At 63.9% G+C, this 25,504-nt stretch carries 24 protein-coding genes and 1 pseudogene; 11 read left to right on the top strand and 14 right to left on the bottom strand.

Annotation, left to right across the window (positions count from 1 at the left end; all coding sequences use genetic code 11):
- The first annotated feature begins 1 nt into the window (after position 1).
- From fliO to ACFOKJ_RS02170, 5 genes are all read left to right on the top strand, one after another.
- Positions 2-430 carry a flagellar biosynthetic protein FliO gene (fliO, locus tag ACFOKJ_RS02190; protein WP_390276357.1) on the top strand — a complete coding sequence of 143 codons (429 nt, stop codon included), beginning with the start codon at positions 2-4 and terminating at the stop codon, positions 428-430.
- Positions 427-1,167 carry a flagellar type III secretion system pore protein FliP gene (gene fliP, locus ACFOKJ_RS02185; RefSeq protein ID WP_390276356.1) on the top strand — a complete coding sequence of 247 codons (741 nt, stop codon included), beginning with the start codon at positions 427-429 and terminating at the stop codon, positions 1,165-1,167. The genes fliO and fliP overlap by 4 nt, the downstream gene beginning before the upstream one ends.
- Before the next feature lie 9 nt (positions 1,168-1,176).
- Complete coding sequence (fliQ, locus tag ACFOKJ_RS02180) at positions 1,177-1,446, top strand: flagellar biosynthesis protein FliQ (protein WP_390276355.1); 270 nt, start codon at positions 1,177-1,179, stop codon at positions 1,444-1,446.
- Positions 1,447-1,459: 13 nt separating this feature from the next.
- Positions 1,460-2,236, top strand: coding sequence for a flagellar biosynthetic protein FliR (gene fliR, locus ACFOKJ_RS02175; protein ID WP_390276354.1), 777 nt, complete (start codon positions 1,460-1,462; stop codon positions 2,234-2,236).
- An 80-nt stretch (positions 2,237-2,316) separates the two neighbouring features.
- On the top strand, positions 2,317-3,042 hold the full coding sequence (locus tag ACFOKJ_RS02170; RefSeq protein WP_390276353.1) for a YebC/PmpR family DNA-binding transcriptional regulator: 726 nt from the start codon (positions 2,317-2,319) through the stop codon (positions 3,040-3,042).
- Positions 3,043-3,256: 214 nt separating this feature from the next.
- Here the strand turns inward: ACFOKJ_RS02170 and ACFOKJ_RS02165 are convergent, their stop codons facing one another.
- The 4 genes from ACFOKJ_RS02165 to ACFOKJ_RS02150 form a co-directional block, all read right to left on the bottom strand.
- Positions 3,257-4,171 (bottom strand): glutaminase, encoded by a 915-nt coding sequence (locus ACFOKJ_RS02165; RefSeq protein ID WP_390276352.1) that lies wholly within the window; start codon positions 4,169-4,171, stop codon positions 3,257-3,259.
- A gap of 91 nt (positions 4,172-4,262) precedes the next feature.
- On the bottom strand, positions 4,263-4,907 hold the full coding sequence (locus ACFOKJ_RS02160) for an HD domain-containing protein (RefSeq protein ID WP_390276351.1): 645 nt from the start codon (positions 4,905-4,907) through the stop codon (positions 4,263-4,265).
- A gap of 121 nt (positions 4,908-5,028) precedes the next feature.
- A complete protein-coding gene (gene motA / locus ACFOKJ_RS02155) occupies positions 5,029-5,889 on the bottom strand; it encodes a flagellar motor stator protein MotA (protein ID WP_390276350.1) in 861 nt (286 codons plus the stop codon).
- Positions 5,890-6,184: 295 nt separating this feature from the next.
- Positions 6,185-7,975: an ABC transporter ATP-binding protein/permease gene (locus ACFOKJ_RS02150; protein WP_390276349.1), complete on the bottom strand. Its 1,791-nt coding sequence runs from the start codon at positions 7,973-7,975 to the stop codon at positions 6,185-6,187.
- A gap of 134 nt (positions 7,976-8,109) precedes the next feature.
- Here ACFOKJ_RS02150 and cysS point away from each other — a divergent pair, with 134 nt between their 5' ends.
- The 4 genes from cysS (at position 8,110) to ACFOKJ_RS02130 (ending at position 12,760) form a co-directional block, all read left to right on the top strand.
- A complete protein-coding gene (cysS, locus tag ACFOKJ_RS02145) occupies positions 8,110-9,483 on the top strand; it encodes a cysteine--tRNA ligase (RefSeq protein ID WP_390276348.1) in 1,374 nt (457 codons plus the stop codon).
- 138 nt (positions 9,484-9,621) lie between these two features.
- Entirely contained in the window at positions 9,622-9,837 is a 216-nt protein-coding gene (rpmE, locus tag ACFOKJ_RS02140; protein WP_390276347.1) for a 50S ribosomal protein L31, read from the top strand.
- Between the two features lie 237 nt (positions 9,838-10,074).
- Positions 10,075-11,016, top strand: coding sequence for a hypothetical protein (locus ACFOKJ_RS02135; RefSeq protein ID WP_390276346.1), 942 nt, complete (start codon positions 10,075-10,077; stop codon positions 11,014-11,016).
- A gap of 100 nt (positions 11,017-11,116) precedes the next feature.
- On the top strand, positions 11,117-12,760 hold the full coding sequence (locus tag ACFOKJ_RS02130) for an ArnT family glycosyltransferase (protein ID WP_390276345.1): 1,644 nt from the start codon (positions 11,117-11,119) through the stop codon (positions 12,758-12,760).
- Positions 12,761-12,889: 129 nt separating this feature from the next.
- On the opposite strand, the gene ACFOKJ_RS02125 is transcribed toward ACFOKJ_RS02130, so the two are convergent.
- The 4 genes from ACFOKJ_RS02125 to ACFOKJ_RS02110 form a co-directional block, all read right to left on the bottom strand.
- Positions 12,890-13,234 (bottom strand): cupin domain-containing protein, encoded by a 345-nt coding sequence (locus ACFOKJ_RS02125; protein WP_008954152.1) that lies wholly within the window; start codon positions 13,232-13,234, stop codon positions 12,890-12,892.
- A 176-nt stretch (positions 13,235-13,410) separates the two neighbouring features.
- Positions 13,411-15,372, bottom strand: coding sequence for an acetoacetate--CoA ligase (locus ACFOKJ_RS02120; RefSeq protein WP_390276344.1), 1,962 nt, complete (start codon positions 15,370-15,372; stop codon positions 13,411-13,413).
- An 87-nt stretch (positions 15,373-15,459) separates the two neighbouring features.
- A complete protein-coding gene (locus ACFOKJ_RS02115; protein ID WP_390276343.1) occupies positions 15,460-16,473 on the bottom strand; it encodes a fumarylacetoacetate hydrolase family protein in 1,014 nt (337 codons plus the stop codon).
- A gap of 1 nt (position 16,474) precedes the next feature.
- On the bottom strand, positions 16,475-17,017 hold the full coding sequence (locus tag ACFOKJ_RS02110) for a VOC family protein (protein WP_390276342.1): 543 nt from the start codon (positions 17,015-17,017) through the stop codon (positions 16,475-16,477).
- Positions 17,018-17,166: 149 nt separating this feature from the next.
- Between ACFOKJ_RS02110 and ACFOKJ_RS02105 the strand changes: the two genes are divergently transcribed.
- The gene (locus ACFOKJ_RS02105) at positions 17,167-17,934 is read left to right on the top strand and encodes an IclR family transcriptional regulator (protein ID WP_390276341.1); all 768 of its coding nucleotides are present in this window, start codon (positions 17,167-17,169) and stop codon (positions 17,932-17,934) included.
- Between the two features lie 60 nt (positions 17,935-17,994).
- Positions 17,995-18,630 (top strand): phosphoribosyltransferase, encoded by a 636-nt coding sequence (locus tag ACFOKJ_RS02100; protein WP_390276340.1) that lies wholly within the window; start codon positions 17,995-17,997, stop codon positions 18,628-18,630.
- 19 nt (positions 18,631-18,649) lie between these two features.
- Here the strand turns inward: ACFOKJ_RS02100 and ACFOKJ_RS02095 are convergent, their stop codons facing one another.
- From ACFOKJ_RS02095 to ACFOKJ_RS02070, 6 genes and pseudogenes are all read right to left on the bottom strand, one after another.
- Entirely contained in the window at positions 18,650-19,546 is an 897-nt protein-coding gene (locus ACFOKJ_RS02095) for a hydroxymethylglutaryl-CoA lyase (protein WP_390276339.1), read from the bottom strand.
- Positions 19,547-19,676: 130 nt separating this feature from the next.
- Positions 19,677-20,237: a biotin/lipoyl-containing protein gene (locus ACFOKJ_RS17030; protein ID WP_449369326.1), complete on the bottom strand. Its 561-nt coding sequence runs from the start codon at positions 20,235-20,237 to the stop codon at positions 19,677-19,679.
- A gap of 93 nt (positions 20,238-20,330) precedes the next feature.
- Positions 20,331-21,644 (bottom strand): annotated as a pseudogene (locus ACFOKJ_RS02085) (acetyl-CoA carboxylase biotin carboxylase subunit); the annotation flags it as partial.
- A 95-nt stretch (positions 21,645-21,739) separates the two neighbouring features.
- A complete protein-coding gene (locus ACFOKJ_RS02080) occupies positions 21,740-22,531 on the bottom strand; it encodes an enoyl-CoA hydratase/isomerase family protein (RefSeq protein ID WP_390276338.1) in 792 nt (263 codons plus the stop codon).
- A 19-nt stretch (positions 22,532-22,550) separates the two neighbouring features.
- Complete coding sequence (locus ACFOKJ_RS02075; protein ID WP_390276337.1) at positions 22,551-24,149, bottom strand: carboxyl transferase domain-containing protein; 1,599 nt, start codon at positions 24,147-24,149, stop codon at positions 22,551-22,553.
- A gap of 122 nt (positions 24,150-24,271) precedes the next feature.
- The gene (locus ACFOKJ_RS02070) at positions 24,272-25,441 is read right to left on the bottom strand and encodes an isovaleryl-CoA dehydrogenase (RefSeq protein WP_390276336.1); all 1,170 of its coding nucleotides are present in this window, start codon (positions 25,439-25,441) and stop codon (positions 24,272-24,274) included.
- Positions 25,442-25,504 lie beyond the last annotated feature (63 nt).

Below are 25,504 nucleotides of genomic sequence, written 5' to 3'. Positions count from 1 at the left end.
TATGCTGCGTCTACTGTTCTGCTTGCTGCTTGCTGCGCCAGCGCTGGCGGCCCCTCCTGCCGAGGGGCCGTCGCCGTTCTGGGGCATGCTGCAGGTCAGCTTTGGCCTGCTGCTGGTGCTGGCAGCCATTTTTGCCATTGCCTGGTTGTTTCGCCGCTTTTCCATGGGTGCGATGCTGGGCCGCATCCAGCCGGCAAGGGTGGTCAGCGGTGTGATGGTGGGGCCGCATGAGCGGGTGGTGATCGTGGAGCTGGCCGGGGAATGGCTGGTGCTGGGGGTGACCGCGCGCAATGTCAACCTGCTGAAAAGCATGCCCAAGCCGGAAGGCAGCGAGCAGGGCGGGCAGCCTGCGGCCAACCCGCCATTCGCGCAGTGGCTGGCCAGTGCCATGGACAAGGCCAGAAAGCGCCAGGGGGATGGCGACAAATGAAATGGAAGTTGAGTTTAGGCCTGCTGCTGTCACTGTTGCCTGCGGCCGTATGGGCGGCCAGCCTGCCGCTGATGACCAGTACGCCGGCGCCGGGCGGCGGACAGAATTATTCGCTCAGCCTGCAGATGCTGCTCTTGATGACCGGCCTGAGTTTCATCCCGGCCATGGTGCTGATGATGACCTCGTTCACCCGCATCATCATCGTGCTGTCGCTGCTGCGCCAGGCGCTGGGCACCATGCAGTCGCCGCCCAACCAGGTGCTGGTGGGGCTGGCGCTGTTCCTGAGCATGTTCGTGATGGCGCCGACGCTGGACGAGGTCTACAACAAGGCCTGGGTGCCGCTGTCGGAAGACCGCATTACCTTCCAGCAGGCGGCGGATGAAGCCGCCAAGCCGATGAAGGCCTTCATGCTGGCGCAGACCCGCGAGAAAGACCTGGCGTTTTTCATCGAGATCTCCAAGTCGCCGCCGCCGGCCACCAAGGCGGACGTGTCACTGAAGACGCTGATTCCGGCCTTTGTGGTCAGCGAGCTGAAAACCGCGTTCCAGATCGGCTTCATGGTGTTCATCCCCTTCCTGATCATCGACCTGATGGTGGCCAGCATCCTGATGGCCATGGGTATGATGATGGTGTCGCCGGTGGTGATTTCCTTGCCATTCAAGATGATGCTGTTCGTGCTGGTGGATGGCTGGACACTGTTGATGGGCTCGCTGGTGCAGAGCTTTGCCGTGAACTGAGGGGGCGTCATGACACCGGAAACCGTCATCAATCTGTTGCAGAACGCGCTGTACGTGCTGATCCTGGTATCCGGCCCGCCACTGGCGGTGTCGCTGCTGGTGGGTCTGCTGGTGAGCATCCTGCAGGCGGCTACCCAGATCAACGAGATGACGCTGACCTTCATCCCCAAGCTGCTGGCCATGTTCCTGGTGCTGGTGCTGGCCGGGCCGTGGATGCTGACTACCCTGCTGGACTACATGACGCGCCTGTTCCAGAGCATCCCCGGCGTCATCGGCTGACCGCGGCCAACCCATGCTGACATTCAGCGATACCCAGATCAGCGCGTTTCTGGCCTATTTTCTGTGGCCATTCGCCCGCATCGTTGGCCTGATGCTGGCGGACCCGCTGCTGTCCTCGCGCAATATCCCGCGCCGCTTCAAGGCCGGTTTCGCGCTGCTGCTTACCGTGTTGCTGGCGCCTATCCTGCCGCCGATGCCGGCCATTCCGGTGCTGTCGGCCGAGGGGACGCTGCTGGTGGTACAGCAGCTGCTGATCGGCATCATCATCGGCACTGCCATGCGCATCGTGATTACCGCGGTGGAAATGGCGGGCTTCCTGATGGGTACCCAGATGGGCCTGGGCTTTGCCATGTTTTTCGACCCGCAGCATTCGGCGCAGGTGCCGGCGGTCTCGCGGGTGCTGACCATCTTTGCCACCTTGCTGTTCCTGAGTTTTGACGGCCACCAGGTATTGCTGGCAGCACTGGTGGACAGCTTCCGGACCTTCCCCATTGGTACCATGCTGGCTCCGGAAAGCCTGCGCGAGCTGGCGATCTGGGGCGGCAAGCTGTTTGCCTGGGGCTTGTGGCTGTCACTGCCGGTGGTGGGCTGCCTGCTGGTAGTCAACCTGGCGATTGCGGTCATGACGCGGGCGGCACCGCAGTTCAACATTTTCTCGTTCGGCTTCCCGCTGACGCTGATGATCGGCTTCATTGCGCTGTACCTGAGCCTGCCGCTACTGGAGCCGGCCATCAGCCAGTTGTACCGCGAAGGTTTCGACTTTATTGCGACCCTGCTGAAGGCGCCCTAGCTTTTTGCTAGAATGACGCGTTATTTTTCTCCCGGCCTGCCTGCTGGCAGGTCGCAAACCACTGATATACCGAGGCTTTTATGGCTGGCCACAGCAAATGGGCGAACATTAAGCACAAGAAGGAACGCGCCGACGCCAAGCGCGGCAAGATCTTTACCCGCCTGATCAAGGAAATCACCGTTGCCGCCAAGATGGGCGGCGCCGACATCGACTCCAACCCGCGCCTGCGTCTGGCGGTGGACAAGGCCTGGGATGCCAACATGCCCAAGGACAACATCCAGCGTGCCATCGACCGCGGCGCCGGCACCCTGGAAGGCGTGGACTACCTGGAGTGCCGTTACGAGGGTTACGGCATCGGCGGCGCGGCGGTGATGGTGGACTGCCTGACCGATAACAAGACTCGTACCGTGGCCGACGTGCGCCATGCCTTCTCCAAGTACGGCGGCAATATGGGCACCGACGGTTGCGTGGCGTTCCAGTTCACCCACTGCGGCGCACTGCTGTACGCTCCGGGCGTGGATGAAGACGCGCTGATGGAAGCGGCACTGGAAGCCGGCGCCGATGACGTGATCACCAACGACGACGGTTCGCTGGAAGTGCTGACCCCGCCGTACGAGTTCCCGCTGATCAAGGCGGCGCTGGAAGCCGCCGGCTTCAAGGCCGAGGGTGGCGAAGTCACCATGCGCCCGCAGAACGAAACCGAGCTGACTGGCGACGACGCGGTGCGCATGCAGAAGCTGCTGGACGCCCTGGAAGACCTGGACGATGTACAGGAGGTGTACACCTCCGCAGTGCTGGACGACTGATCGTTTTTCCTGCCCGGCAAACAAAAAGCCTGCATCACGCGATGCAGGCTTTTTTGCGTTTGGGTGCCAGGGTTGGCCGCATGCGGCCAACCCTGGAGTCTAGCGCTGCTAACAAAACCGCGTAGCGTACCTGAGCCAAGGCGCGCCGACGCAGACAGTACAATTAGTACGGCAAGGAGGCGCAACGCAGGATCAGGGGTTTTGTTCGCGGCGCCTAGAACACCGACTCGCCGCTGCGGGTGGTAAAGCGGTCCAGCGCCTCCAGCCCGGCCAGCGAGTTGCCGCGTGCGTCCAGCCCCGGGCTCCATACCGCGATGCTCATCTTGCCGGGCAGAATCGCCAGGATGCCGCCGCCCACGCCGCTCTTGCACGGCAGGCCGACGCGGTAGGCGAATTCGCCGGCGGCGTCGTAGGTACCGCAGGTGAGCATGATGGCGTTGATCTGCTTGGCCTGGCTGCGGCTCAGGCGCTGCTGGCCGCTTACCGGCGAGGCACCGTGATTGGCCAGGAACAGGCCGGCGCGTGCCAGTTCGCGCACGTTCATGCGGATGCTGCAGGCGCGGAAATAGTGCGCCAGCAGCTGGTCGACGCCACCGTTGATGTTGTTGCAGCTTTTCATGAAGTGGCCCAGCGCGGCGTTGCGGTGGCCGTGCTCGGCCTCGGAGGCGGCAATCACGTAGTCGAAGTCGATGGCCGGCTCGCCGCTTTCCTCGCGCAGCAGGCTGCGCAGCGCGCTGCTGCTGTCGCCGAATTCGCTGATGGCGATATCGGTCACCACCAGCGCGCCGGCATTGATGAACGGGTTGCGCGGGATGCCGTGTTCGTATTCCAGCTGCACCAGCGAGTTGAACGGATTGCCGGACGGCTCCTTGCCCACCCGCTGCCACAAGGCTTCGCCGTGGCGCTGCAGAGTGTGCGCCAGCATGAAGGCCTTGGAGATGCTCTGGATGGAAAAACGTTTATCGGCAAGGCCGGTGGCGTACAGGCCGCCATCCAGTGTGGCTACCGCCATGGCGAATTGCTGCGGGCTTTCCTGGGCCAGTGCCGGAATGTAGTCGGCTGGCCGGCCCTGGGCCAGATAGGGGGCAACATCGTGCGCGATGCTGTCGATCAGGTTCTGAATGTCCATATTGCTCTGTCAGGTGTTGTGGGTAAACACCGCCGCGGCAGCCCTCTATGTGGCTTGTGCGCCGTGGCGGTAAAGGTTGGCCGCAAACGGCCTAATCGCCCCATTCCGCGACAAAGTCGTCGCGGAACTGGTACAGCCTGGCCAGACGTGCCTCGCCCAGCGCCTTGCCGGCTTCGGTCTGCATGCTGGCCGGCAGGGTAGCGAGTTTGACGGCGATGTGGTCGAGCGCGTATTCGCGGTCGTCCAGTGCGCGGCTGGCAGCCAGCGCATCGTCCGGGTGCGCCAGCTGGCTGTTCATGCGTCCGGCAGTGTAGAACAGCCGCGCCAGCCCCACCGCGCCCAGCGCATCCAGGCGGTCGGCATCTTGCACGATCTGCGCTTCCAGCGTTTGCGGCGTGATGCCGGCGGAAAAGCTGTGCGCCTCGATGGCGTGCGCGGTGGCCGCCAGCTTGTCTGCCGGAAAGCCCAGCGCTGCCAGCTCGCGGCTGGCCAGCGCTGCGGCCTGGCGCGAGGCCAGTGCGCGTTCGGGGTGGTTTTTCGGCAGGTTGACCAGGTCGTGCAAATAGCAGGCGGCCATTACCACCAGCGCATCGGCCTGTGGATAGCGGGCAAGCAGCTGCTGCGCGGTGCGCCACACGCGTTGCAGGTGATTCAGGTCATGGGCGCCATCATCGCCGGCATGGTGGCGCGCCAGCTCGACAAGGCGTGGCTGCCAGTCGTGTAGCAAGGGAGTCATGGGCTGTCCGTGCGGGGAGGGGTGCCCATTAAAGAAGCCAGCGGCGAGGCTGTCAATGCGGCCAGCAGCAAAAGCAAAGGCGCCCGCGAGGGGCGCCTTGGAAGGGGAGAAATCTGCCAGATTACTTCTTGCCCTTGATGCTTTGTTCCAGCTCGGCGAAGCTCGGGCGTTCGGTGGAGTACAGCACCTTGCGGCCGAATTCCACCGCCGTTTGCGGCGCATAGCCCTGCATGCTGGCCAGCAGCACGGTCTTGATGCACTGGAACTCCTTGCTGCTTTCGTCCAGCTTCTGTTCCAGCAGCGTGCCCAGCGGGCCGACGAAGGCATAGGCCAGCAGAATACCTAGGAAGGTACCCACCAGTGCCGAGCCGATCATGCCGCCCAGCACCGCTGGTGGCTGGCCTACCGAGCCCATGGTGTTCACCACCCCAAGCACCGCCGCCACAATACCGAATGCCGGCAGCGCATCGCCCAGACGGGTGATGGCGGCGGCCGGGGCGTGGCCTTCGTGGTGATGGGTCTCGATTTCGATATCCATCAGGTTCTCGATTTCCATGGCATTGAGGTTGCCGGATACCATGATGCGCAGGTAGTCGGTGATGAAGTCCATCACATGGTGGTCGCTGGAGATCTTCTCGTACTTGGAGAACACCGGGCTGCTGTGCGGATCGTCGACATCCTTCTCCACCGACATCAGGCCTTCCTTGCGGATCTTCACCAGGATCTCGAACAGCATGCCCAGCAGGTCCATATAGCGCTCCTTGGTGTAGCGCGAACCTTTGAACAGCGTGGGCAGGGCGGCCTTTACCGCTTTCAGCGTCTTGCCCTGGTTGGTCACCACGAAAGCGCCCAGCGAGCCGCCGAAAATGGCCAGCAATTCGGTGGGCAGCGCATGGATGATCACGGTCATGTTGCCGCCGTGAATGATGTAGGCGCCAAAAATACACACCAAGGCAATGGCGTAACCGATACCTACGTTCATGAGCCTGCTATCTCCCGGGTATGCACGGCAATGGATTCACTATGCGTCAGCCGGCTGGCAATTGCCAAATGCCTCGGCAATGCTGCCTGCTTAGCTGGCTGACATTCATTCTGTTTCAAGCGAATGCGAACACCGGATGCTACCGGATTGCCCTTGTGCTGCCAACCGGCAGGCAGAGGGTGTTGGCCATGCCCGCATGTGGCGTTGACGGTTGTGGCCTGGCATGGCGGCCTCGGGTTGGCAGTGAATATTCACCGGGCCGCTGGCGGCGCGAAACGCCACGGCCCGGCGCCGCTTAGCTGGCTTGCAGCTGCCAGCCACCACCACCTTGCAACTGCAGCTGGCGGTCGTGGTGTGCCAGCAGCGAGCTGCGATGGCCGACGCTGACCAGGGTGGTATACGGCAGGCGCTGGCGCAGCAGCCGGTACAGCGTGTCTTCCAGCCCCTCGTCCATTGCCGATGTGGCTTCGTCGAGGAAGGCTACGCGCGGCGATGCCAGCAGCAGGCGGCCAAACGCCAGCCGCTGCTGCTCGCCCAGCGACAGGGTATGGCTCCAGTCGGCCTCCACGTCCAGCTTGGCGGCCAGATGGCCCAGGTGTACCGCCTGCAGCGCGGCGATGGCATCGGCATCGTTGCCGCTGGCAGGAGTGGGGTAATACAGCGCATCGCGCAGCGTGCCCAGCGGCAGGTATGGGCGCTGGGACAGGAACAGCAGCTGGCTGGCGTCCGGGTGCTGCATCTGGCCATCGCAATGTGGCCACAGCCCGGCGATGGCACGCAGCAGCGTGGTCTTGCCGCTGCCGGACGGGCCGCGGATCAGCAAGGCCTCGCCGGCATCCATACTCAGGTTCAGACCGCTGAGCAGCGGTTGCTGGTCCGGGCGGCGCACATTCAGATCCTGCAGCTGCAACCCCTGGTCGCAGCGGGTGTGCGTCGGCTGTGGCAGCCTTGCAGCGGCTTCCACTGCGTCGAGGAAGCCGGTAAGACGATCCAGCACCGCCTTGTACTCGGCAAAGCTGTCGTAGGCGCTGCGGAAGAACGACAGGTTTCCCTGCAGCTGGCCGAAGGCCTGTGCGGTCTGCACCATGTCGCCCAGCGAGATCTGCTTGGCAAAGAAGCGCTTGGCCTGGATCAGGAACGGAAACACCGCGGCGGTCTGGCTGACGATGAAGTTGAAGCCGTTGAACTTCAGGCTCCGGAACACGATCTGCCACAGGTTATCGATCACATTGCCAAAGCGGTGGCGCAGGGTGCGGCCTTCCACCGCCTCGCCACGGTAGAACGCCACGCTCTCGCCGTATTCGCGCAGGCGGATCAGCGAGTAACGATAGTCGGCGCCCAGTTTTTCATTCAGGAAATTCAGGCGGATCAACGGTTTGCCGATGCGGAACGCTAGAAAGGTAGCCACGATCACGTACAGGTAGACCACGAACACCATGCCGCGCGGGATATCCACCCCGAACAGCGTCAGCACGCCGGACAGCCCCCACAGGATCAGGGTGAATTCGAAGGTGGATACCAGGGCGTCGATCACCCCCATGGACAGCGACAGCGAGCTGGACACGAAGCTGGCGATGTCCTGCTGGATACGCTGATCCGGGTTATCGGTAGGGGTGGCCAGGTGGGCGGTACGGTAATAGGCCTGCTGGTTCAGCCAGCGCTGCAGCATGCGTTCGTTCAGCCACTCGCGCCAGCGGATCACGAAGGCCTGCTGCAGGTAGTACTCCAGCAGCGCGCGGCCAACATGTACCGATGCCAGCACCGCGAAGCCCCACATCGATGCCCAGAACAGCTTGGCGTTCACCTGCTGCAAGGCGGTGTACATGCCGTTGTACCAGTTGGAGAACAGTACGCTGACACGCACCCCGGCCAGGGTGATCACCAGAATCAGCAGGGTGGTCAAGAGCGGCCGCCAGCCGTTTCTGGCCGGAATGAAAAAATCACCTGCCAGCCGCCAGAACTGGCGCCCCCAGGTGCTGAAGCGGGTCAGCAGCCAGATACTGGCCGCGCTGACCAGCAGCGTGATGGCCAGCGCCTTGCCCAGCCAGATGGTGCTGCCGACGAGTTCCTGACTCCAATCCATCATTTCTCCTTATGTGCCGTGCTCGGGAAACAGGCATTGAGTGTTGTCGCGACAAACTGTTCCGTTGCCGGCTGTGGCGGGCTTGACGGGTTTGCTACAATGGCGCTTTGTCGACCACGAACGGCCATACCCCTGCCATGCTCAATCTCTACAACACACTGACCCGCCAAAAAGAAGCATTCAACCCCATAGCACCCGGCAAGGTAAAGATGTACGTGTGTGGCATGACCGTTTACGACCTGTGTCACATCGGTCATGCCCGCATGCTGACCGCCTTCGACGTGATCTATCGCTGGTTCGCCGCCTCCGGTTACGAGGTGACCTATGTGCGCAATATCACCGATATCGACGACAAGATCATCAAGCGCTCCGCCGAGCGCGGCATCAGCCCCGAGGCGCTGGTGGAAGAAACCATCGCCGACATGCACGCCGATACCAATGCGCTGGGCCTGTTGCCGCCTACGTTCGAGCCGCGCGCCACCCAGCATATCGGCGGCATGCAGGACATCATCAGCAAGCTGATTTCCCGTGGCAAGGCCTATCCTGCGGCCAACGGTGACGTGTACTACGCGGTGCGCGAGTTCCCCGGCTACGGCAAGCTGTCCGGCAAGACGCTGGAGAGCCTGCGCGCCGGCGAGCGTATCGAGGTGGACCCGAACAAGCGCGATGCGCACGACTTCGTGCTGTGGAAAGCCGCCAAGCCGGGCGAGCCGCAGTGGCAAAGCCCGTGGGGCGCCGGCCGCCCGGGCTGGCATATCGAGTGCTCGGCGATGAGCTGTCATCACCTGGGCGAGCATTTCGACATCCACGGCGGCGGCGAGGACCTGCAGTTCCCGCACCACGAAAACGAAATCGCCCAGAGCGAGGGCGCGCACGGGCAGCAGTACGTGAATTACTGGATGCATAACGGCTTCATCAATGTCGATGGCGAGAAAATGTCCAAGAGCCTGGGCAACTTCTTCACCATCCGCGACGTGCTGGGCCATTTCGATGGCGAGGTGATCCGCTTCTTCATCGTGCGCAGCCACTACCGCAGCCCGGTGAACTTCACCGATGGCATCCTCAACGACGCCAAGCAGGGCCTGACCCGGCTGTACACCGCGCTGCGCGGCCTGGAACTGCCGGCTTCCACCGGCATCGACTGGAGCAACCCGTACGCGGCGCGCTTCAAGGCGGCGATGGACGACGACTTCGGCACCTCGGAAGCGGTGGCGGTGCTGTTCGAGCTGGCCGGCGAAGTGAACAAGAGTGGCGACCTGGCGCTGGCACGCTTGCTGAAAGATCTGGGCGGCGTGCTGGGCCTGTTGCAGCGTGACCCGGAAGCCTTCCTGCAGGGCGAGGCCGGCAGCGATGGCCTTAGCGCCGAGCAGGTGGAAGCGCTGATCCAGGCGCGCAAGGATGCGCGCGTGGCCAAGAACTGGGCCGAGTCCGATCGCATCCGCGACGAGCTGACCGCGGCCGGCATCGTGCTGGAAGACAGCGCCGCCGGCACTACCTGGCGCCGCGCCTGAGGTTTTTGCATCTGAACGGGGGAGGGCGATAGCGGATTTGGCCGCCGCCCCTTGCCAAGCCTGGTTAATGCCGGGATAATCGCGTGTTTCAAGAAGTACAGGCAAAACCCCTGTACCCGTGTTTACCAAGGAAAAATCATGCAAGCTGCCATTCAGCCGAACTACAAAGACGTTCAGGTTACCTGCTCCTGCGGCAACCAGTTCGTAACCAAGTCCACCATGGGCAAAGAAAACTTCCACATCGAAGTTTGCTCCCAGTGCCACCCGTTCTACACCGGCAAGCAGAAGATCGTTGATACCGCTGGTCGCGTTGATCGCTTCAACCAGAAGTTCGGCGGTTTCTTCAAGCGTTAATCCCGGCTTGCAGGATGCTATCCAAAGGCAGCTTCGGCTGCCTTTTTTGCGCATGCAGCCATCGCATTTTGGCGCCTCGAAAACCCCGGATTTCTAAGCGAAACAAGGCGCGAGCGAAAAATTTCGACGCAGCATATGGTTGATATGTAAGGAGAAATTTTTCGTGAGCAACGCAGTGTCGCGACGAAAGCTGGAGGTTTGCGAGGTGGCCACTTGTCATTTCCCCGGAGCCTGAACATGCCGGTCAACGTTGTCTATCTGTCGCATGGTGGTCGCAAGTACTACGATCAGACCCGTTTTTCGGTGCTGACCCTGTTGCATCTGTTGCTGCAGGCGCAGCGCAGCGATATCCGCATCGTGGTGTATACCGATGACACCGGCAGCGTGCCATCGCATCCGCTGATTCAGACCATGCCGCTGACCGCCGCCGAAATGGCCGGCTATCGCGGCCGCTTCGACTACGTGCACCGCATCAAGCTGCAGGTGCTGCGCCGCGCCACGCTGGAGCTGGATGGCGCGCTGCTGTACGTGGATTGCGATACCCGCTGGCTGAGCCTGCCGGACGCGCTGTTCGCCCGCCTGTCGCAAGCGGATGCCGCGCAGCCGGTATGCTGCATGCACGTGCCGGAAGGCGCGTTCTCGCCGGAGTTCTTCCCGGACTACCACCGTTTTGTCAGCCAGCAGGCACAGTCTCTGCTGCCGCTGGGGGTGAAGTCGGTGGACAAGCTGCTGATGTGGAATGCCGGCGCTATCGGCGTGCCGCCGGGCAGTACCGCGTTCTTCGACGATGTGCTGCGAGTGAACGACTACCTGTTCACCCGCGTGGTGCCACGCAACTGGGTAGAGCAATTCGCGCTGTCGCTGGTGGCCTGCAGCCGCTACCAGATGCTGCCGCTGGGCGATGCGTTGCACCATTACTGGAACTACAGTTACGAGGCGCCGCTGTATCTGGCGCGCTTTTTCGATGCCCAGCCGGCGGACACCGCGGTGGCAACGCTGGCTGCAAGCTGCGCCGCGCACCATTGGGACGAGAACGAACTCAAGCGCCTGCAGGCCGCGCCGGAGCACAAGCGTCAGCGCCGTCGCAACAAGCTGCGCAATTCGCTGCGCAAGCGTCGGGTGGACATGAAAGTGGCGCTGGCCCGGCTGCAGCTGCGCCTGCGCGGCGAGGCGCTGTAAGCCGCCTGACGCGCGCGTTGCCAATGGCAGTTGCCTCATGCCCGCTGGGTGCATGAGGCATGTATCGTTAACATGACGTTTTTATCAGGCTGGCAGGTTCATGCTGACTTACTCCCCTCACAGCCATAGCGAAGCGCGGCCCACCGAAAAACCCTGGCTGCTGCTGTTGCTGGCCTTTGTCTGGCTGTGGCCGGGCATTTTCGGCCATACGCCGTGGAAGCCGGACGAACCCTATGTTACCGCCGTGGTGCAGCACTTCGTGGCCGGTGGCCACTGGCTGTTGCCCAGCGTGGTCGGGCAGCCCTACCTGGAGCATGCGCCACTGTATTACTGGGTGGCAGCGGTGCTGGTGAAACTGCTGTCGCCGTGGCTGCTGCCGCTGCACGATGCCGCCCGCCTGGCCACGCCGCTGTTCATGGCGCTGGCGCTGGCCTTTGCCGGCGGCCTGGGGCGCGAGCTGGTAGGTCGGCGCCACGGCCGCAGCGTGGTGCTGATCCTGATCGGCAGCCTGGGGCTGATTGTTACCGGCCACGAAATGAACCCGGTGGTGGCGGGCTTTGCCGGCTTTGCCGCCGCACTGTACGCGCTGGTGCTTACCTGGCGGGCGCCGGCCATTGCCGGTGCGCTGCTGGGCGCCGCCATGGTGGTGATCTTCCTGTCCACCAACCTGCTGCAGCTACTGCTGATCGCCAGTGTCGCCATGTGCCTGCCGGCCTTCAGCGCCTGGCGCAACCGCAACTATGGCATCACCCTGTTGATGGCGCTGTTGTTTGCCTTGCCGCTGCTGCTGGTATGGCCGTGGGCGCTGTACAAGAACTACCCGCAGGTGTTCGGCCTGTGGTGGCAGGCGTATGCACTGGGGCCGTTGCAGGGTTTTGGCCGGGTCGGGCTGTTCCACGAGTTTGGTTACTACCCCAAGCTGGTGCTGTGGTATGCCTGGCCGGCGTGGCCGTTGGCCGCATGGGCGCTGTGGAAGAATCGCCGCTACGAGCTGCCCATGCTGCAGCTGCCGCTGCTGTGCTTCCTGGTGCTGCTGCTGTTGCTGACCTTCTCCAGCCGCAGCCAGAGCGAGGACGCCATGGTGCTGCTGCTGCCGCTGGCCCTGCTGGGGGCGGTGGAGCTGGACAGCCTGCGTCGCGGCGCCGCTGCCTTCCTCAACTGGTTCGGGCTGATGGCATTCGGCTTCTTTGCCCTGCTGGTGTGGCTGGGCTGGGCGGCGATGAACTTTGGCTGGCCGGAACGGCTCGCTCGCCGCGCCGAGTACTTCAGCCCCTACTACATACCGCAGGTCTCGGCACTGGCCGTGGTGCTGGCGCTGGTGGCTACCGCGCTGTGGCTGTGGGCGGTAACGCGCCGCCATTTGCGTGGCCGCCAGGCGGTGACCAACTGGGCGGCGGGGCTTACGCTGTTCTGGGGCCTGCTGCTGACGCTGTGGCTGCCATTCCTGGATGCGGCCAAGAGTTACCAGCCGGTGGTGGCCGGCATGCTGCGCGCGCTGCCGACAGGCGACCAGTGCGTGGCGGTGGAACAGCAGCAGACCATGGCCCGCATCAGTTGGGCATATTACGGCAAGCTGCAGCTACGCCCGTTTGCTTCCGGGCAGCCGGTACCGTGCCAGCTGTGGCTGCTGGTGCGTGACCCGCAGGCCGGTGCGGCCAACCCTGATGGCTGGCAAGTGCGCTGGCAGGGCAGCCGCGCACGCGACAAGCACGAGCAGTACGTGCTGCTGCAAAAGCCGGAGTGAGCAAGGCCGCGCCGCGCCAGCTGCTGGTATCGGCAGCCTTGCTGTTGTTGCTAATACAAAGCCCTTTCGCATAGCGAAAGGGCTTTGTCACGGTAGGCACAAGGGCCGCTGGCTGACTCGGCAGCGTCCTCAGGCAAACACGAAATACTTGCGCACCGTCTCCACCACTTCCCAGGTGCCTTTCATGCCCGGCTCGATCACGAATACATCGCCGGCTTTCAGGTGTACCGGCTGCTCGCCTTCCGGGGTGATGATGCAGTAGCCGTCAAGGAAGTGGCAGTACTCCCACTTTTCGTAATTCACCTCGAATTTGCCCGGCGTGCAGATCCAGGTGCCCATGATCTTGCTGCCGTCCTTGGACAGGTAGGCATTCAGGTTGACGGTGTGCGGGTCGCCGCCGATGCGCTTCCACTTGGTGGCATCCACTACCGGAGTGGGGCAGGTTTCACGCAGTACGGTGATGAAATCGGACATACAGGCTCCAGCTGGTCTGGTAAGGAATCAGACCATTATCGATGCAATGCCTGGCTGAAAATTGTCTGGTTCCGACCTGCTTTGCCGGTGAAAGGGACGTTAACCGGTACCGTAGCGGGAAGCCTGCTGCAAAAGGCCCCGCATTGCGCGGGGCCTTTGCCTGCGTGCCGCGAAGCTCAGCTCTGCAACTGTGGCAGGTCGGCGAACAGCTGCAGCGCGTCCGGGTTGGCCAGTGCGGTCAGGTTGTTCACCGGCTCGTTGTGGATCACGTTCTTCACCGCCAGTTCCACGATCTTGCCGCTGATGGTCTTGGGGATGTCGGCCACGGCGATGATCTTGGCCGGCACGTGGCGCGGGCTGGCGCCATTCTTGATCTTGTCCTTGATGCGGCCAACCAGTTCGTTGTCCAGCTCCCGGCCTTCGCGCAGCTTCACGAACAGCACTACGCGCTCGTCATCCAGCCAGCGCTGACCCACCACGATGCTCTCCAGCACCTCGTCGAAGGTTTCCACCTGGCGATAGATCTCGGCGGTGCCGATGCGCACGCCGCCCGGGTTCAGTACTGCGTCGGAGCGACCATAGATGATCATGCCATCGTGTTCGGTCAGCTCGGCATAGTCGCCGTGGCACCAGGTGTCGGCATAGCGCTCGAAGTAGGCCTTGCGGTATTTCTCGCCACTGTCATCGCCCCAGAAGCCCACCGGCATCGACGGGAACGGCTGGGTGCACACCAGTTCGCCCTTCTCGCCGCGAACCGGCTTGCCGGCGTCGTTCCAGATTTCAACCGCCATGCCCAGGCCGCGGCATTGCAGCTCGCCGCGGTATACCGGCAGCGTGGCGCAGCCCAGCGCGAAGCAGGACACGATGTCAGTGCCGCCGGAGATGGAAGCCAGGTTGAGATCGGCCTTGATCGCCTGGTACACCCAGTCGAAGCTTTCCGCCACCAGCGGCGAGCCGGTGGAGAACACCGCGCGCAGGCAGCTCAGGTCGTAGTCGCGGCCAGGCTGCAGGTCGATCTTGCGCAGGCCATCGATGTACTTGGCCGAAGTACCGAAATGGCTGCAGCGGTAGGCCTGCGCGTATTCCCACAGAATGCGGCCGCTCTTGGCGAACGGCGAGCCGTCGAACAGCATCAGCGTGGCGCCGCTGGCGAGGCCGGACACCAGCCAGTTCCACATCATCCAGCCGCAGGTGGTGAAGTAGAACAGGCGGTCGCCGTTGTGGATGTCGGCGTGCAGCTGGTGTTCCTTCAGGTGCTGCAGCAGGGTGCCGCCGTGGCCATGCACGATGCACTTGGGTTTGCCGGTGGTGCCGCTGGAATACAGGATGAACAGCGGGTGGTTGAACGCCACGCGGGTGAATTCCACCCGGCTGCCTACCAGGCCGGCCACGAAGTCGTCCAGCATCAGCGCGCGTGGCAGGCTGGCGGCCAGGGTGTCGGTGTCGCCGGTGTAGGGCACCACGATGAGTTTTTCCACCGTCGGCAGGCCGGCCATGATCACCTGCAGCTTGTCGGCGATGTCGATGCGCTTGCCGTTGTAGAAGTAGCCATCCGGGCAGAACAGCAGGCGCGGCTCGGTCTGGCCGAAGCGGTCGATGGCGCCGTCGGTGCCGAAGTCCGGCGAGCAGCTGGTCCATACCGCACCCAGGCTGGCGGCGGCCAGCATGGCGGCCAGGGTTTCCGGCATGTTTGGCATGTAGCCGGCCACGCGGTCGCCCGGCTGGATGCCGTGCGCGCGCATCGCCTGCTGCAGGCGCGATACCAGGTCGTTCAGCTCCCACCAGCTCAGCTCGCGCTTGACCTGGTCTTCGCCCCAGAACGCCACTGCCAGCGAATCGTCGCGGCGTTTCAGCATGTTCTCGGCGTAGTTGAGGCTGGCCTCGGGGAAGAAGCGCGCCTCGCGCATATTGGCGTTCGGCTGCAGTGCCACGCTGCCCTTGTCGCCCACCACACCGCAATAGTCCCACACATGGTTCCAGAAGCGGCCGGGCTGGGTGACGCTGCCCTGCCACAGGCTGGCATAGTCCGGGTAGTCGCTATTGTCGGCCAGTGCGGCCAGCTTGCTGAAGGCGGCCAGGTGGCTGGCGGCGATGCGCGACGCGCTGGGTTGCCACAGCGGGGTATCCGGTGCCTGCATGTGTGTTCTCCTCTGGTGGGGCAGGTGTTGTGTGATGAAGCAGTGTACTGCAGCCTGCGGCCAACGTTGGCCGCAGGCTAGGGCTTGTTAGCCGGGGATGGCGCGCACGGTGTTATCGATCGCGCCAAAAATGCTGTGACCGGAAGCGTCGAACATCTCGATGTGCACGCGGTCGCCGTGTTTCATGAATGATGTGCGCGGCTGGCCCTGTTCGATGGTTTCGTACATGCGCACTTCGGCCAGGCAGCAGTAGCCCACGCCACCGTTTTCCACGCTGGAGCCCCACAGGTCGCCCTGCTTGTTGGACACCGTGCCGCTGCCGATGATGGAGCCGGCACCCAGCTCGCGGGTCTTGGCCACGTGTGCCACCAGCTGCGCGAAGTTGAAGGTCATGTCCACGCCGGCATTGGGCTGGCCGAACACGGTGCCGTTCAGCGCCACGGTCAGCGGCAGGTGCAGCTTGCTGTCGTGCCAGGCGCTGCCCAGCTCGTCCGGGGTTACCGCCACCGGCGAGAATGCCGATGCCGGCTTGCTCTGGAAGAAGCCGAAGCCCTTCGCCAGTTCGTTCGGAATCAGGTTGCGCAGGCTCACGTCGTTCACCAGCATCACCAGTCGGATGGCGCGGGCGCAGTCTTCCACGCTGGCGCCCAGCGGCACGTCGCCAGTGACTACCGCCACCTCGGCTTCGAAGTCGATGCCCCAGCTTTCGGCGGCAACAATTTCGTCGCGCGGGCCGATGAAGCGGTCGGAGCCGCCCTGGTACATCAGCGGGTCGGTATGGAAGCTGGCCGGCAGCTCGGCGCCGCGCGCCTTGCGTACCAGTTCCACGTGGTTGATGTAGGCGGAGCCGTCGGCCCACTGGTAGGCGCGTGGCAGCGGACTGGCGCACTGGTGCTGGTCGAAGGGTTGCATGTTGGCCGCAGTGCCGGCGTTGAGCTGCTCGTACACCACGTGCAGCTGCGGCGCACAGTCATGCCAGTTGTCCAGCGCTGCCTGCAGGGTGGTGGCGATGTGGCCCACGGTGCAGTAGTGGGTCAGGGCGCGGTTGACGACGACCAGCGTGCCGTCACGGCCGCCGTGGTTGAGGGTGGCGAGTTTCATGTCAGTTTTGCTCCTTGTAGCTGCCGTCGTGCATCCAGCGCGCATGCTGCGGCGCCTTCTTGGTGACAGCCCACTCGTTGAGCATGTCCCATTTCACATCGTCCAGCATCTGCAGCATTTTCGGGGTGGCAGTATTGCAGGCCAGCTCCAGGCGGTGGCCGTTCGGGTCGAAGAAGTAGATCGACTGGAAAATGGTGTGGTCGGTGGGGCCGATCACGTCGATGCCTGCCGCCTGCAGCCGCGCCTTGGTGGCCAGCAGCGTGTCCATGCTGTCCACCTCCAGTGCCAGGTGCTGTACCCAGGCCGGGGTGTTCGGGTCGCGGCCCATCTCGGCGCGGGTGGGCAGCTCGAAGAAGGCCAGGATATTGCCCTGGCCGGCATCCAGGAACACGTGCATGTACGGGTCCGGCGCCTTGGTGGACGGCACTTCGTTCTCGGCGATGGCGAGCACGAATTTCATGTCCAGGTGTTTTACGTACCACTCCACGGTTTCTTTCGCGTCTTTGCAGCGATAGGCCACGTGGTGGATTTTGTTGATCAGCATGGTGTTGTCTCCCGGTGCGTGCAGGTCTGGCTGCGGGTGGAACCATACGTCAAGATTAGATAATGATCAATCGATTTGCTATTAACGAATAACGTAATCGTCACAGGGCTGCTACACTGGCCCGCGAATCCGCCATAACAATGCAGATCATGGAACTCGAAAAAGACACTCGCCGCGGCATCCAGTCCATTGAAGTGGGCGGCGCGCTGCTGCAAACCCTGGTGCGCTTCGGCACACCGATGATGCTCAAAGACCTGGCGCGCGAAGCCGGTATGCCGCCGGCGAAGGCGCACCCCTACCTGGTGAGCTTTGGCAAGCTGGGGCTGATCGAACAGGACAGCGTCACCGGCCTGTACAAGCTGGGCAGCTTCGCGTTGCAGATGGGGCTGACCGCACTGCACGAGCTGGATGCCATCAAGGTGGCCAGCGACCAGGCGGCGGTGCTGGCGCTGACTTGCCAGCAGAACGTGGCGCTGGCGGTGTGGGGCAACCACGGGCCTACCGTGGTGCGCATCCAGGAATGCAACCGCATCGTGCATATCAATATGCGCACCGGCAGCGTGATGTCGCTGCTGGATTCCGCCACCGGCCGCGTGTTTGCTGCCTACCTGCCGGCGCACCTGACCGCCGAGCTGCTGCAACAGGAACTGGCGCACAAGCCGGCGACGCAGCGCCCGGACGTGGCTGCCATGCTGGCCGAAGTGCGCGCGCACGGCATGGCGCGCGCGGTGGGTTACCCGCTGGCCGGCATCAATGCGCTGTCGGCGCCGGTGTTCGATAACGGTGGTCAGCTGGCGCTGGTGATCACCACCCTGGGGCCGGCGGCGGAGTTCGACCCGGACTGGCAAGGCGAGCTGGCCCGCCAGCTGCGCGACTGCGCGGCCAACATTTCCACTCTGCTGGGCCATCGCGCTTAGATAGCCGCCGCCGCAGCGGGTATAACGAAACATCGGAGCACACAAAGCGGGAGGTAGCGGATGTTTGTCGACCGGGAACACGCGGCCAGCCAGCTGGCCGAGGCGCTGGCAGCCTATCGCGGCAAGCGACCGCTGCTGCTGGGCATTCCGCGTGGCGGCGTGCCGATGGCGCGGCTGATTGCCGACAGCCTGGGCGGCGAGCTGGACGTGGTGCTGGTACGCAAACTGGGCGCGCCGTGGTCGCCGGAGCTGGCTATCGGCGCGGTGGATGAAAGCGGCGTTGTCTCGCTGGATGCGCTGGCCGACGATCTGCCTGCCGCCTATGTCGATGAAGAGCGCGAGCGGCAACTGGCGGTGATCCGCCGCCGCCGTGCCAGCTACAGCGCGCTGCAACCGGCAATACCGGTAAGCGGCCGGCTGGTGATCGTGGTCGACGACGGCCTGGCCACCGGCGCCACCATGTTGGCCGCACTGCAGGCCTTGCGGCGCAAGCATCCGGCCCGGCTGGTGTGCGCGGTGCCGGTGGCGCCACCCGATACGCTGCAGCGGGTACAGGCTGTTGCTGATGAGGTGCTGTGCTTGCAGGTTACGGCGGATTTTTCCGCCGTCGGCCAGTTCTATCGCCATTTCGATGAGGTCAACGATGCGATGGTGCTGGCGGCACTGCGTAGCCCGCCGCCGGATCCTCCCCGCTGAAGCGGCGTTCATGCCTGGCTCATGCCGGGCTGTAACCGCGCGCCTTGGCATAGCGTGAGCCCGGGTCGCGCACCAGCGCCTCGGCAATGAACCACGAGGTGTCGGCCAGTTTGTTCAGGTCCACACCGGTGTGGTAGCCCAGGCCATGCAGCAGGTACACCACGTCTTCGGTGGCCACGTTACCAGAGGCACCCTTGGCATACGGGCAGCCGCCCAGGCCGGATATCGAGCTGTCGAAGGTACGCACCCCGGCTTGCAGCGCGGTGTGGATGTTGGCAATTGCCATGCCGTAGGTGTCGTGGAAGTGGCCGGCCAGTTTTTCTACCGGCACCACCTCGCACACCGCATCCAGCATCGCCGTCACCTTGTTTGGTGTGCCCACGCCGATGGTGTCGCCCAGCGAAATCTCGTAGCAGCCCATGCCGTACAGCGCGCGAGCCACTTCGGCCACCTTGTAGGGCGCCACTTCGCCCTCGTACGGGCAACCCACCACACAGGACACATAGCCGCGCACCTTGATGCCTTCGGCCAGTGCTCGCTTCATTACCGATTCGAAGCGCTGCAGGCTCTCGGCGATGCTGGCGTTGATGTTCTTCTGGCTGAACGCCTCGCTGGCGGCGCCGAACACCGCAATCTCGCGCACGCCGGCTTCCAGCGCTGCATCCAGCCCCTTGTCGTTGGGCACCAGCACCGGGTAGTCGATGCCGGCATTCATGTCCAGCGCCTGCAGCACTGCCAGACTGTCGGCCATCTGTGGCACCCACTTGGGCGACACGAAGGCACCGGCCTCGATGCAAGTCAGACCGCTGGTTGCCAGGCGGCGGATCAGCTCCAGCTTGGTGGCCAGGCTGATGCTGTGTTTTTCATTCTGCAGCCCGTCGCGGGGGCCGACTTCGACGATTTTTACGTGCGTCATGCCATGCTTCTCCTGGCCACGAACCCCACAAAAAAACACGAACCTGGTGCTGGCTGGGTGCTCCGGCATGCCCCGCTCACTGCGTGGGCGGGCGTTTTCGTGTGATTTCGTGGTTTTCGTGGCGAAAAATTCAATCCGCCTCGAAATCCACCAGCTCGTCGCCGTCGTTCACCTGCTCGCCGGCGGCAAAGTAGAAGGCCAGTACCTTGCCATCTGCCGGGGCGGCGATGGTGTGTTCCATCTTCATCGCTTCCAGGATCAGCAGCGGCTCGCCCTTGGCCACGGTCTGGCCGCTTTCAGCCAGCAGTGCCACCACGCGGCCCGGCATTGGTGCCTTGAGATGGGTCTCGCCGTGTACGCCTGCTTCTTCATAGGCGTAAGGGTCGAGGTAGTCCACGGCAATGCGCTCGCCGCCGGTAAACAGCACGCGCTGCAGCCCGTGGCGCACCAGGGTGGCCTGCAGCTGCTTGCTGCCCAGGTTGGCCGCAAGCTGGCTGCCGTGCAGGCTGGCGCTGGCGTGCAAGGTGTCATTGCCGATGTTGAGCACGAAGCCCTTGCCGTCGTAACGCAGCAGCACTTCGCAGCGCTGCTCGCCGTGGGCAAAGCCGATGCGGCGTTGCTGTGTGCCGTTCAGGCGCCAGCCCTGCAGCGCGCCAAAGGCATGGTTGTCGCTGCCGGCGCTGGCCAGCACCTCGCCCAGCGCCAGCAGAGCCAGCTGTTCGCTGTCGGGGGCGGCCGGTGTGGGCAGCAGACTGTCGTGGTAGCGGGCAATCAGGCCGGTATCCACGTCGCCACTGGCAAACGCCGGGTTGGCCGCAATGCGGCGCAGGAAGCGGATATTGGTGGTAACGCCCACCACCTGGTAGGCGGCCAGTGCGGCGTCCAGCTGTTGCAGCGCTGCTTCGCGCGTTTCGCCCCACACGATCAGCTTGGCGATCATCGGGTCGTAGAACGGCGAAATGGTATCGCCCTGCAGCACGCCGGTATCCACCCGCACATGGGCGTTTTCCACTGGCGGCACCAGGTGTAGCAAGGTGCCGGTGGCCGGCAGAAAGCCCTTGTCCGGATCTTCGGCGTAGATGCGCGCCTCGATGCTGTGGCCGTGGATAGCCAGCTCGTGCTGCTGCAACGGCAGCGGCTGGCCACTGGCCACCTTCAGTTGCCAGGCCACCAGGTCCTGGCCGGTGATCATCTCGGTTACCGGGTGTTCCACCTGCAGGCGGGTGTTCATTTCCATGAAGTAGAACTTGCCACTGTCCACATCCATGATGAATTCCACTGTACCGGCGCCCACATAGCCCACGGCGCGGGCGGCGGCTACCGCTGCTTCGCCCATTGCCTGGCGGGTTTCTGCCGGCAGGTGCGGGGCAGGGGCTTCTTCCAGCACTTTCTGGTGGCGGCGCTGTACCGAGCAGTCGCGCTCGAACAGGTAGACACAGCCGCCGAGGCTGTCGGCGAACACCTGTATCTCCACGTGGCGCGGGCGGGTCAGGTATTTCTCTACCAGCACCTTGTCGTCGCCAAAGCTGGCGCGGGCCTCGCGCTGGCAGCTGGCCAGCGCGGCCAGGAAGTCGTCGCTGCGTTCCACGATGCGCATGCCCTTGCCGCCACCGCCGGCGCTGGCCTTGATCAGCACCGGGTAGCCGATGGCATCGGCCTGGCTTTTCAGCAATGGCTCATCCTGATTGTCGCCGTGGTAGCCCGGCACCAGCGGTACGTTGGCTGTTTCCATCAGCGCCTTGGCCGCGGACTTGCTGCCCATGGCGGCGATGGCGCTGGCCGGCGGGCCGATGAAGGCGATGCCGGCGGCTTCGCAGGCGGCGGCGAAGTCTTCGTTCTCGGACAGGAAACCGTAGCCCGGATGTACCGCCTGTGCACCGGATTGGCGGGCGATGTCCAGAATGAGATCGGCCTTGAGATAGGACTCGGCGGCCGGTGCCGGCCCCAGCCGGTAGGCTTCATCCGCCAGTTTCACGAAGCGGGCATTGGCGTCGGCATCGGAATACACCGCCACGGTGGCCACGCCCATGGCGCGGGCGGTCTTGATCACGCGGCAGGCGATCTCTCCGCGGTTGGCAATCAGAATCTTGGTGAACATATCGGGGTGATCCCTTTTATTGTCGGTACCACTGCTGGTAGGTACGCGGCGCTTTGCCGCACCCTTGCGGCCAACGTTGGCCGCAAGGGTAGGCTTCAGTCCTTGACCCAGCGCGGCGGGCGCTTGTCGAAGAAGGCGGCCAGGCCCTCGCGGGCTTCTTCTGTAACGCGGATGGCGGCGATGCGGTGCGCGGTGTCGGACAGCAGCTCGTCTTTCTGTGGTGAGCCATCGCGCAGGCAGCCCAGCAGCTCCTTGGCGGCAGACAGGGCATGCGGCCCGCCCTTGGTCAGTTCGGCGGCGACTGCGGCCACGCGATCGTCCAGCGCGGCTTCGTCTACCACCTCGTGCACCAGGCCGATGCGTTCGGCGGTGGCGGCATCGATGCGCTCTGCAGTCAGGAAGTAGCGACGCGCCTGGCGCCAGCCGATGGCATCTGCCACGTAAGGGCCGATGGTGGCCGGAATCAGCCCCAGTCGTACTTCGGTAAGCGCAAACTTGGCGGCCGGGGTGGCAATGGCGATGTCGCACACCGCGGTAAGCCCGGTGCCGCCAGCCATGGCGGCGCCGTGGATACGGGCGATCACCGGCTTCTTGCTGCGGTAGATGCCCTTGAGCATGGCGGCCAGCTTGCCGGCGTCTTCCAGGTTCTGCGCCTCGCTGTAGCCTGCGGCGCGGCGCATCCAGTCCAGGTCGGCCCCGGCGGAAAAGCTCTTGCCACGCCCGGCCAGCACGATCACGCGCACGTTGTCATCGTGGTTCAGCTCGCGGAACGCCGCGGTCAGGTCGCCGATCAGGTGTTCGTTCATTGCATTGTGCAGCTCCGGGCGGTTCATCCACACCGTGGCTACCTGGCCGGCACGTTCAATCTCTAGTGTTGTGTAGCTCATGTCCGCAACTCCTCTGACATCACATCCGGAATACGCCGAAACGGGTTTTTTCCACCGGCGCCGACAGGCTGGCTTCCAGCGCCAGGCTCAGCACGTCGCGTGTTTGTGCCGGGTCGATCACGCCGTCGTCCCACAGCCGTGCGCTGGCGTAGTAGGGGTGGCCCTGGCGCTCGTACTGCTCGCGCACCGGCGCTTTCAGCGCTTCTTCCTGCTCCGGGGTGAAGGCGTCGCCCAGCTGTTCCTTCTTCACCTGTGCCAACACACCGGCAGCCTGTTCGCCGCCCATTACCGAGATGCGGCTGTTCGGCCACATCCACAGGAAACGCGGCGAGTAGGCGCGGCCGCACATGCCGTAGTTGCCGGCACCAAAGCTGCCGCCGATCAGCACGGTGAACTTGGGCACGCTGGCGCAGGCCACGGCAGTCACCAGCTTGGCGCCGTCCTTGGCGATGCCGCCGTTTTCATACTTCTTGCCCACCATGAAGCCGGTGATGTTCTGCAGGAAGATCAGCGGAATGCCGCGCTGGCAGCACAGCTCCACGAAGTGCGCGCCCTTGAGGGCAGATTCGGAAAACAGGATGCCGTTGTTGGCGATGATGCCGACGCGGTAGCCGTTGAGGCGGGCGAAGCCCGTCACCAGGGTAGTGCCGTAGTTCTGCTTGAATTCGTCGAAGTCGGAATCGTCCACCAGGCGGGCGATGATTTCGCGCACGTCGAACGGCTTTTTCGGGTCGGCCGGAATCACGCCGTAGATTTCCTCGGCGGCATAGCGCGGCGGCTTCGGCTCGGCGCGGTCCAGTTCGCCCTGTTTCTTCCAGTTGAGGTCGGACACGATGCGGCGGGCGATGGACAGCGCGTGGGCATCGTTCTGCGCCAGGTGGTCGGCCACGCCGGACACGCGGGTGTGCACGTCGCCACCGCCCAGTTCTTCCGCCGACACCACCTCGCCGGTGGCGGCCTTCACCAGCGGCGGGCCGCCCAGGAAGATGGTGCCCTGTTCCTTGACGATCACCGTCTCGTCGCTCATCGCCGGCACGTAGGCGCCGCCGGCGGTGCAGCTACCCATCACCACCGCGATCTGCGGAATGCCGGCGGCGGACAGCTGGGCCTGGTTATAGAAGATGCGACCGAAGTGTTCGCGGTCGGGGAATACCTCATCCTGCAGCGGCAGGAAGGCGCCGCCGGAATCTACCAGGTAGACACAGGGCAAGCGGTTTTCGCGGGCGATTTCCTGCGCGCGCAGGTGTTTTTTCACCGTCATCGGGTAGTAGGTGCCGCCCTTGACGGTGGCGTCGTTGGCCACGATCAGGCATTCGATGCCGCCGATGCGGCCGATGCCGGTGATTACGCCGGCACCCGGCGCATCGTCGCCATACATGTCGTATGCGGCCAACTGCGACAGCTCCAGGAACGGCGAGCCGGCATCCAGCAGCAGGTCGATGCGTTCGCGCGGCAGCAGCTTGCCGCGGGCCACGTGCTTGGCGCGCGCCTTGTCGCCACCGCCGTTCGCGGCACGGGCAACCTTGTCTTTCAGGTCGGCCACCACGGCGCGCATCTTGTCGGCGTTGGCCGCAAAGTCGGCGGCGCGGGGGGAGAGCTTGGATTCGATGATGGGCATGATGTCAGGGAGTGGGGAGTGGTGAGTAGGGAGTGGGCTGCCGACTCACCAGGTTATTCTTCAGTAGGTTGTGGGTCGCCGGGAGGTGTTACTCCCCACTCCCCACTCCCTACTCCCAAAAATCAGCGGGTTTCCGCCATCAGCTCGCGGCCGATCAGCCAGCGGCGGATTTCGCTGGTGCCGGCGCCGATCTCGTACAGTTTGGCATCGCGCAGCAGGCGGCCGGTGCTGTATTCATTGATATAGCCGTTGCCGCCCAGGCACTGGATGGCGTCCAGCGCCATCTGGGTGGCGCTCTCTGCTGCGTACAGGATGGCGCCGGCGGCGTCCTTGCGGGTCTGGCGCCCCTGTTCGCCACGGTCCAGTGCCTGGCCCACGGCGTACACGTAGGCGCGGCTGGCGGACAGTTTCACGTACATATCGGCCAGCTTGCCCTGCATCAGCTGGAAGTCGCCGATGCTCTGGCCGAACTGTTTGCGGTCGGTCAGGTACGGCACCACCACGTCCATGCAGGCCTGCATGATGCCCAGCGGGCCGGCAGACAGCACCGCGCGCTCGAAATCCAGGCCGCTCATCAGCACTTTCACGCCATTGCCTTCGCCGCCCAGCACGTTTTCTTCCGGCACGAAGCAGTCGTCAAAGAAGATCGGGTAGGTGTTGGAGCCGCGCATGCCCAGCTTGTCCAGCTTGGTACCGTGGCTGAAACCGGCAAAACCTTTTTCGATGATGAAAGCGGTAATGCCTTTCGGGCCGGCGTTGATATCGGTCTTGGCGTACACCACCAGGGTGTCGGCGTCGCCGCCGTTGGTGATCCACATCTTGCTGCCGTTGAGCTTGTAGCCGCCGGCCACCTTGTCGGCGCGCAGCTTCATGCTCACCACGTCGGAGCCGGCGTTCGGCTCGGACATCGCCAGCGCGCCGATGTGATCGCCGGAGATCAGCTTGGGCAGGTATTTCTGTTTTTGCGCCGCGTTGCCGTTCTTGTAGATCTGGTTCACGCACAGGTTGGAGTGCGCGCCGTAGGACAGCGCCACCGAGGCGCTGGCGCGGCTGATCTCTTCCATGGCGATCATGTGTGCCAGGTAGCCCATATTGGCGCCGCCGTATTCCTCGCTGACGGTGATGCCCAAGAGGCCCATGTCGCCGAATTTCTTCCACAGGTCGGCCGGGAACAGGTTGTCGCGGTCGATGTCGGCGGCACGCGGGGCGATCTCGCTCTGGGCGAAGTCGCGCACCGATTCGCGCAGCATGTCGTAGGTTTCACCATGGTCAAAGCGCAGGCTGCTGTACATGTGTCTCTCCTTTGTGCCCGGCGAGGGCGCTGGCATATGGCTTCTTGATAGATGCTTTTTGCA

The organism is Vogesella amnigena, assembly GCF_042648905.1.
Classification (GTDB): domain Bacteria; phylum Pseudomonadota; class Gammaproteobacteria; order Burkholderiales; family Chromobacteriaceae; genus Vogesella; species Vogesella amnigena.
Note: the sequence above shows the minus strand (reverse complement) of the source record. Positions and strands in the feature narration are given on the sequence as shown.

What these genes read in the sequence shown, in the direction of transcription:
- fliQ (WP_390276355.1), top strand. Translation starts at nt 1,177, where the DNA reads ATGACACCGGAAACCGTCATCAATCTGTTGCAGAACGCGCTGTACGTG.
- ACFOKJ_RS02075 (WP_390276337.1), bottom strand. Translation starts at nt 24,149, where the DNA reads ATGCCCATCATCGAATCCAAGCTCTCCCCCCGCGCCGCCGACTTTGCG.
- ACFOKJ_RS02110 (WP_390276342.1), bottom strand. Translation starts at nt 17,017, where the DNA reads ATGCTGATCAACAAAATCCACCACGTGGCCTATCGCTGCAAAGACGCG.
- ACFOKJ_RS02095 (WP_390276339.1), bottom strand. Translation starts at nt 19,546, where the DNA reads ATGACGCACGTAAAAATCGTCGAAGTCGGCCCCCGCGACGGGCTGCAG.
- fliO (WP_390276357.1), top strand. Translation starts at nt 2, where the DNA reads ATGCTGCGTCTACTGTTCTGCTTGCTGCTTGCTGCGCCAGCGCTGGCG.
- ACFOKJ_RS02135 (WP_390276346.1), top strand. Translation starts at nt 10,075, where the DNA reads ATGCCGGTCAACGTTGTCTATCTGTCGCATGGTGGTCGCAAGTACTAC.
- ACFOKJ_RS02080 (WP_390276338.1), bottom strand. Translation starts at nt 22,531, where the DNA reads ATGAGCTACACAACACTAGAGATTGAACGTGCCGGCCAGGTAGCCACG.
- rpmE (WP_390276347.1), top strand. Translation starts at nt 9,622, where the DNA reads ATGCAAGCTGCCATTCAGCCGAACTACAAAGACGTTCAGGTTACCTGC.
- ACFOKJ_RS02170 (WP_390276353.1), top strand. Translation starts at nt 2,317, where the DNA reads ATGGCTGGCCACAGCAAATGGGCGAACATTAAGCACAAGAAGGAACGC.
- fliP (WP_390276356.1), top strand. Translation starts at nt 427, where the DNA reads ATGAAATGGAAGTTGAGTTTAGGCCTGCTGCTGTCACTGTTGCCTGCG.
- ACFOKJ_RS02130 (WP_390276345.1), top strand. Translation starts at nt 11,117, where the DNA reads ATGCTGACTTACTCCCCTCACAGCCATAGCGAAGCGCGGCCCACCGAA.
- fliR (WP_390276354.1), top strand. Translation starts at nt 1,460, where the DNA reads ATGCTGACATTCAGCGATACCCAGATCAGCGCGTTTCTGGCCTATTTT.
- ACFOKJ_RS02160 (WP_390276351.1), bottom strand. Translation starts at nt 4,907, where the DNA reads ATGACTCCCTTGCTACACGACTGGCAGCCACGCCTTGTCGAGCTGGCG.
- cysS (WP_390276348.1), top strand. Translation starts at nt 8,110, where the DNA reads ATGCTCAATCTCTACAACACACTGACCCGCCAAAAAGAAGCATTCAAC.
- ACFOKJ_RS02115 (WP_390276343.1), bottom strand. Translation starts at nt 16,473, where the DNA reads ATGAAACTCGCCACCCTCAACCACGGCGGCCGTGACGGCACGCTGGTC.
- motA (WP_390276350.1), bottom strand. Translation starts at nt 5,889, where the DNA reads ATGAACGTAGGTATCGGTTACGCCATTGCCTTGGTGTGTATTTTTGGC.
- ACFOKJ_RS02165 (WP_390276352.1), bottom strand. Translation starts at nt 4,171, where the DNA reads ATGGACATTCAGAACCTGATCGACAGCATCGCGCACGATGTTGCCCCC.
- ACFOKJ_RS02125 (WP_008954152.1), bottom strand. Translation starts at nt 13,234, where the DNA reads ATGTCCGATTTCATCACCGTACTGCGTGAAACCTGCCCCACTCCGGTA.
- ACFOKJ_RS02120 (WP_390276344.1), bottom strand. Translation starts at nt 15,372, where the DNA reads ATGCAGGCACCGGATACCCCGCTGTGGCAACCCAGCGCGTCGCGCATC.
- ACFOKJ_RS02105 (WP_390276341.1), top strand. Translation starts at nt 17,167, where the DNA reads ATGGAACTCGAAAAAGACACTCGCCGCGGCATCCAGTCCATTGAAGTG.
- ACFOKJ_RS02100 (WP_390276340.1), top strand. Translation starts at nt 17,995, where the DNA reads ATGTTTGTCGACCGGGAACACGCGGCCAGCCAGCTGGCCGAGGCGCTG.
- ACFOKJ_RS02070 (WP_390276336.1), bottom strand. Translation starts at nt 25,441, where the DNA reads ATGTACAGCAGCCTGCGCTTTGACCATGGTGAAACCTACGACATGCTG.
- ACFOKJ_RS02150 (WP_390276349.1), bottom strand. Translation starts at nt 7,975, where the DNA reads ATGATGGATTGGAGTCAGGAACTCGTCGGCAGCACCATCTGGCTGGGC.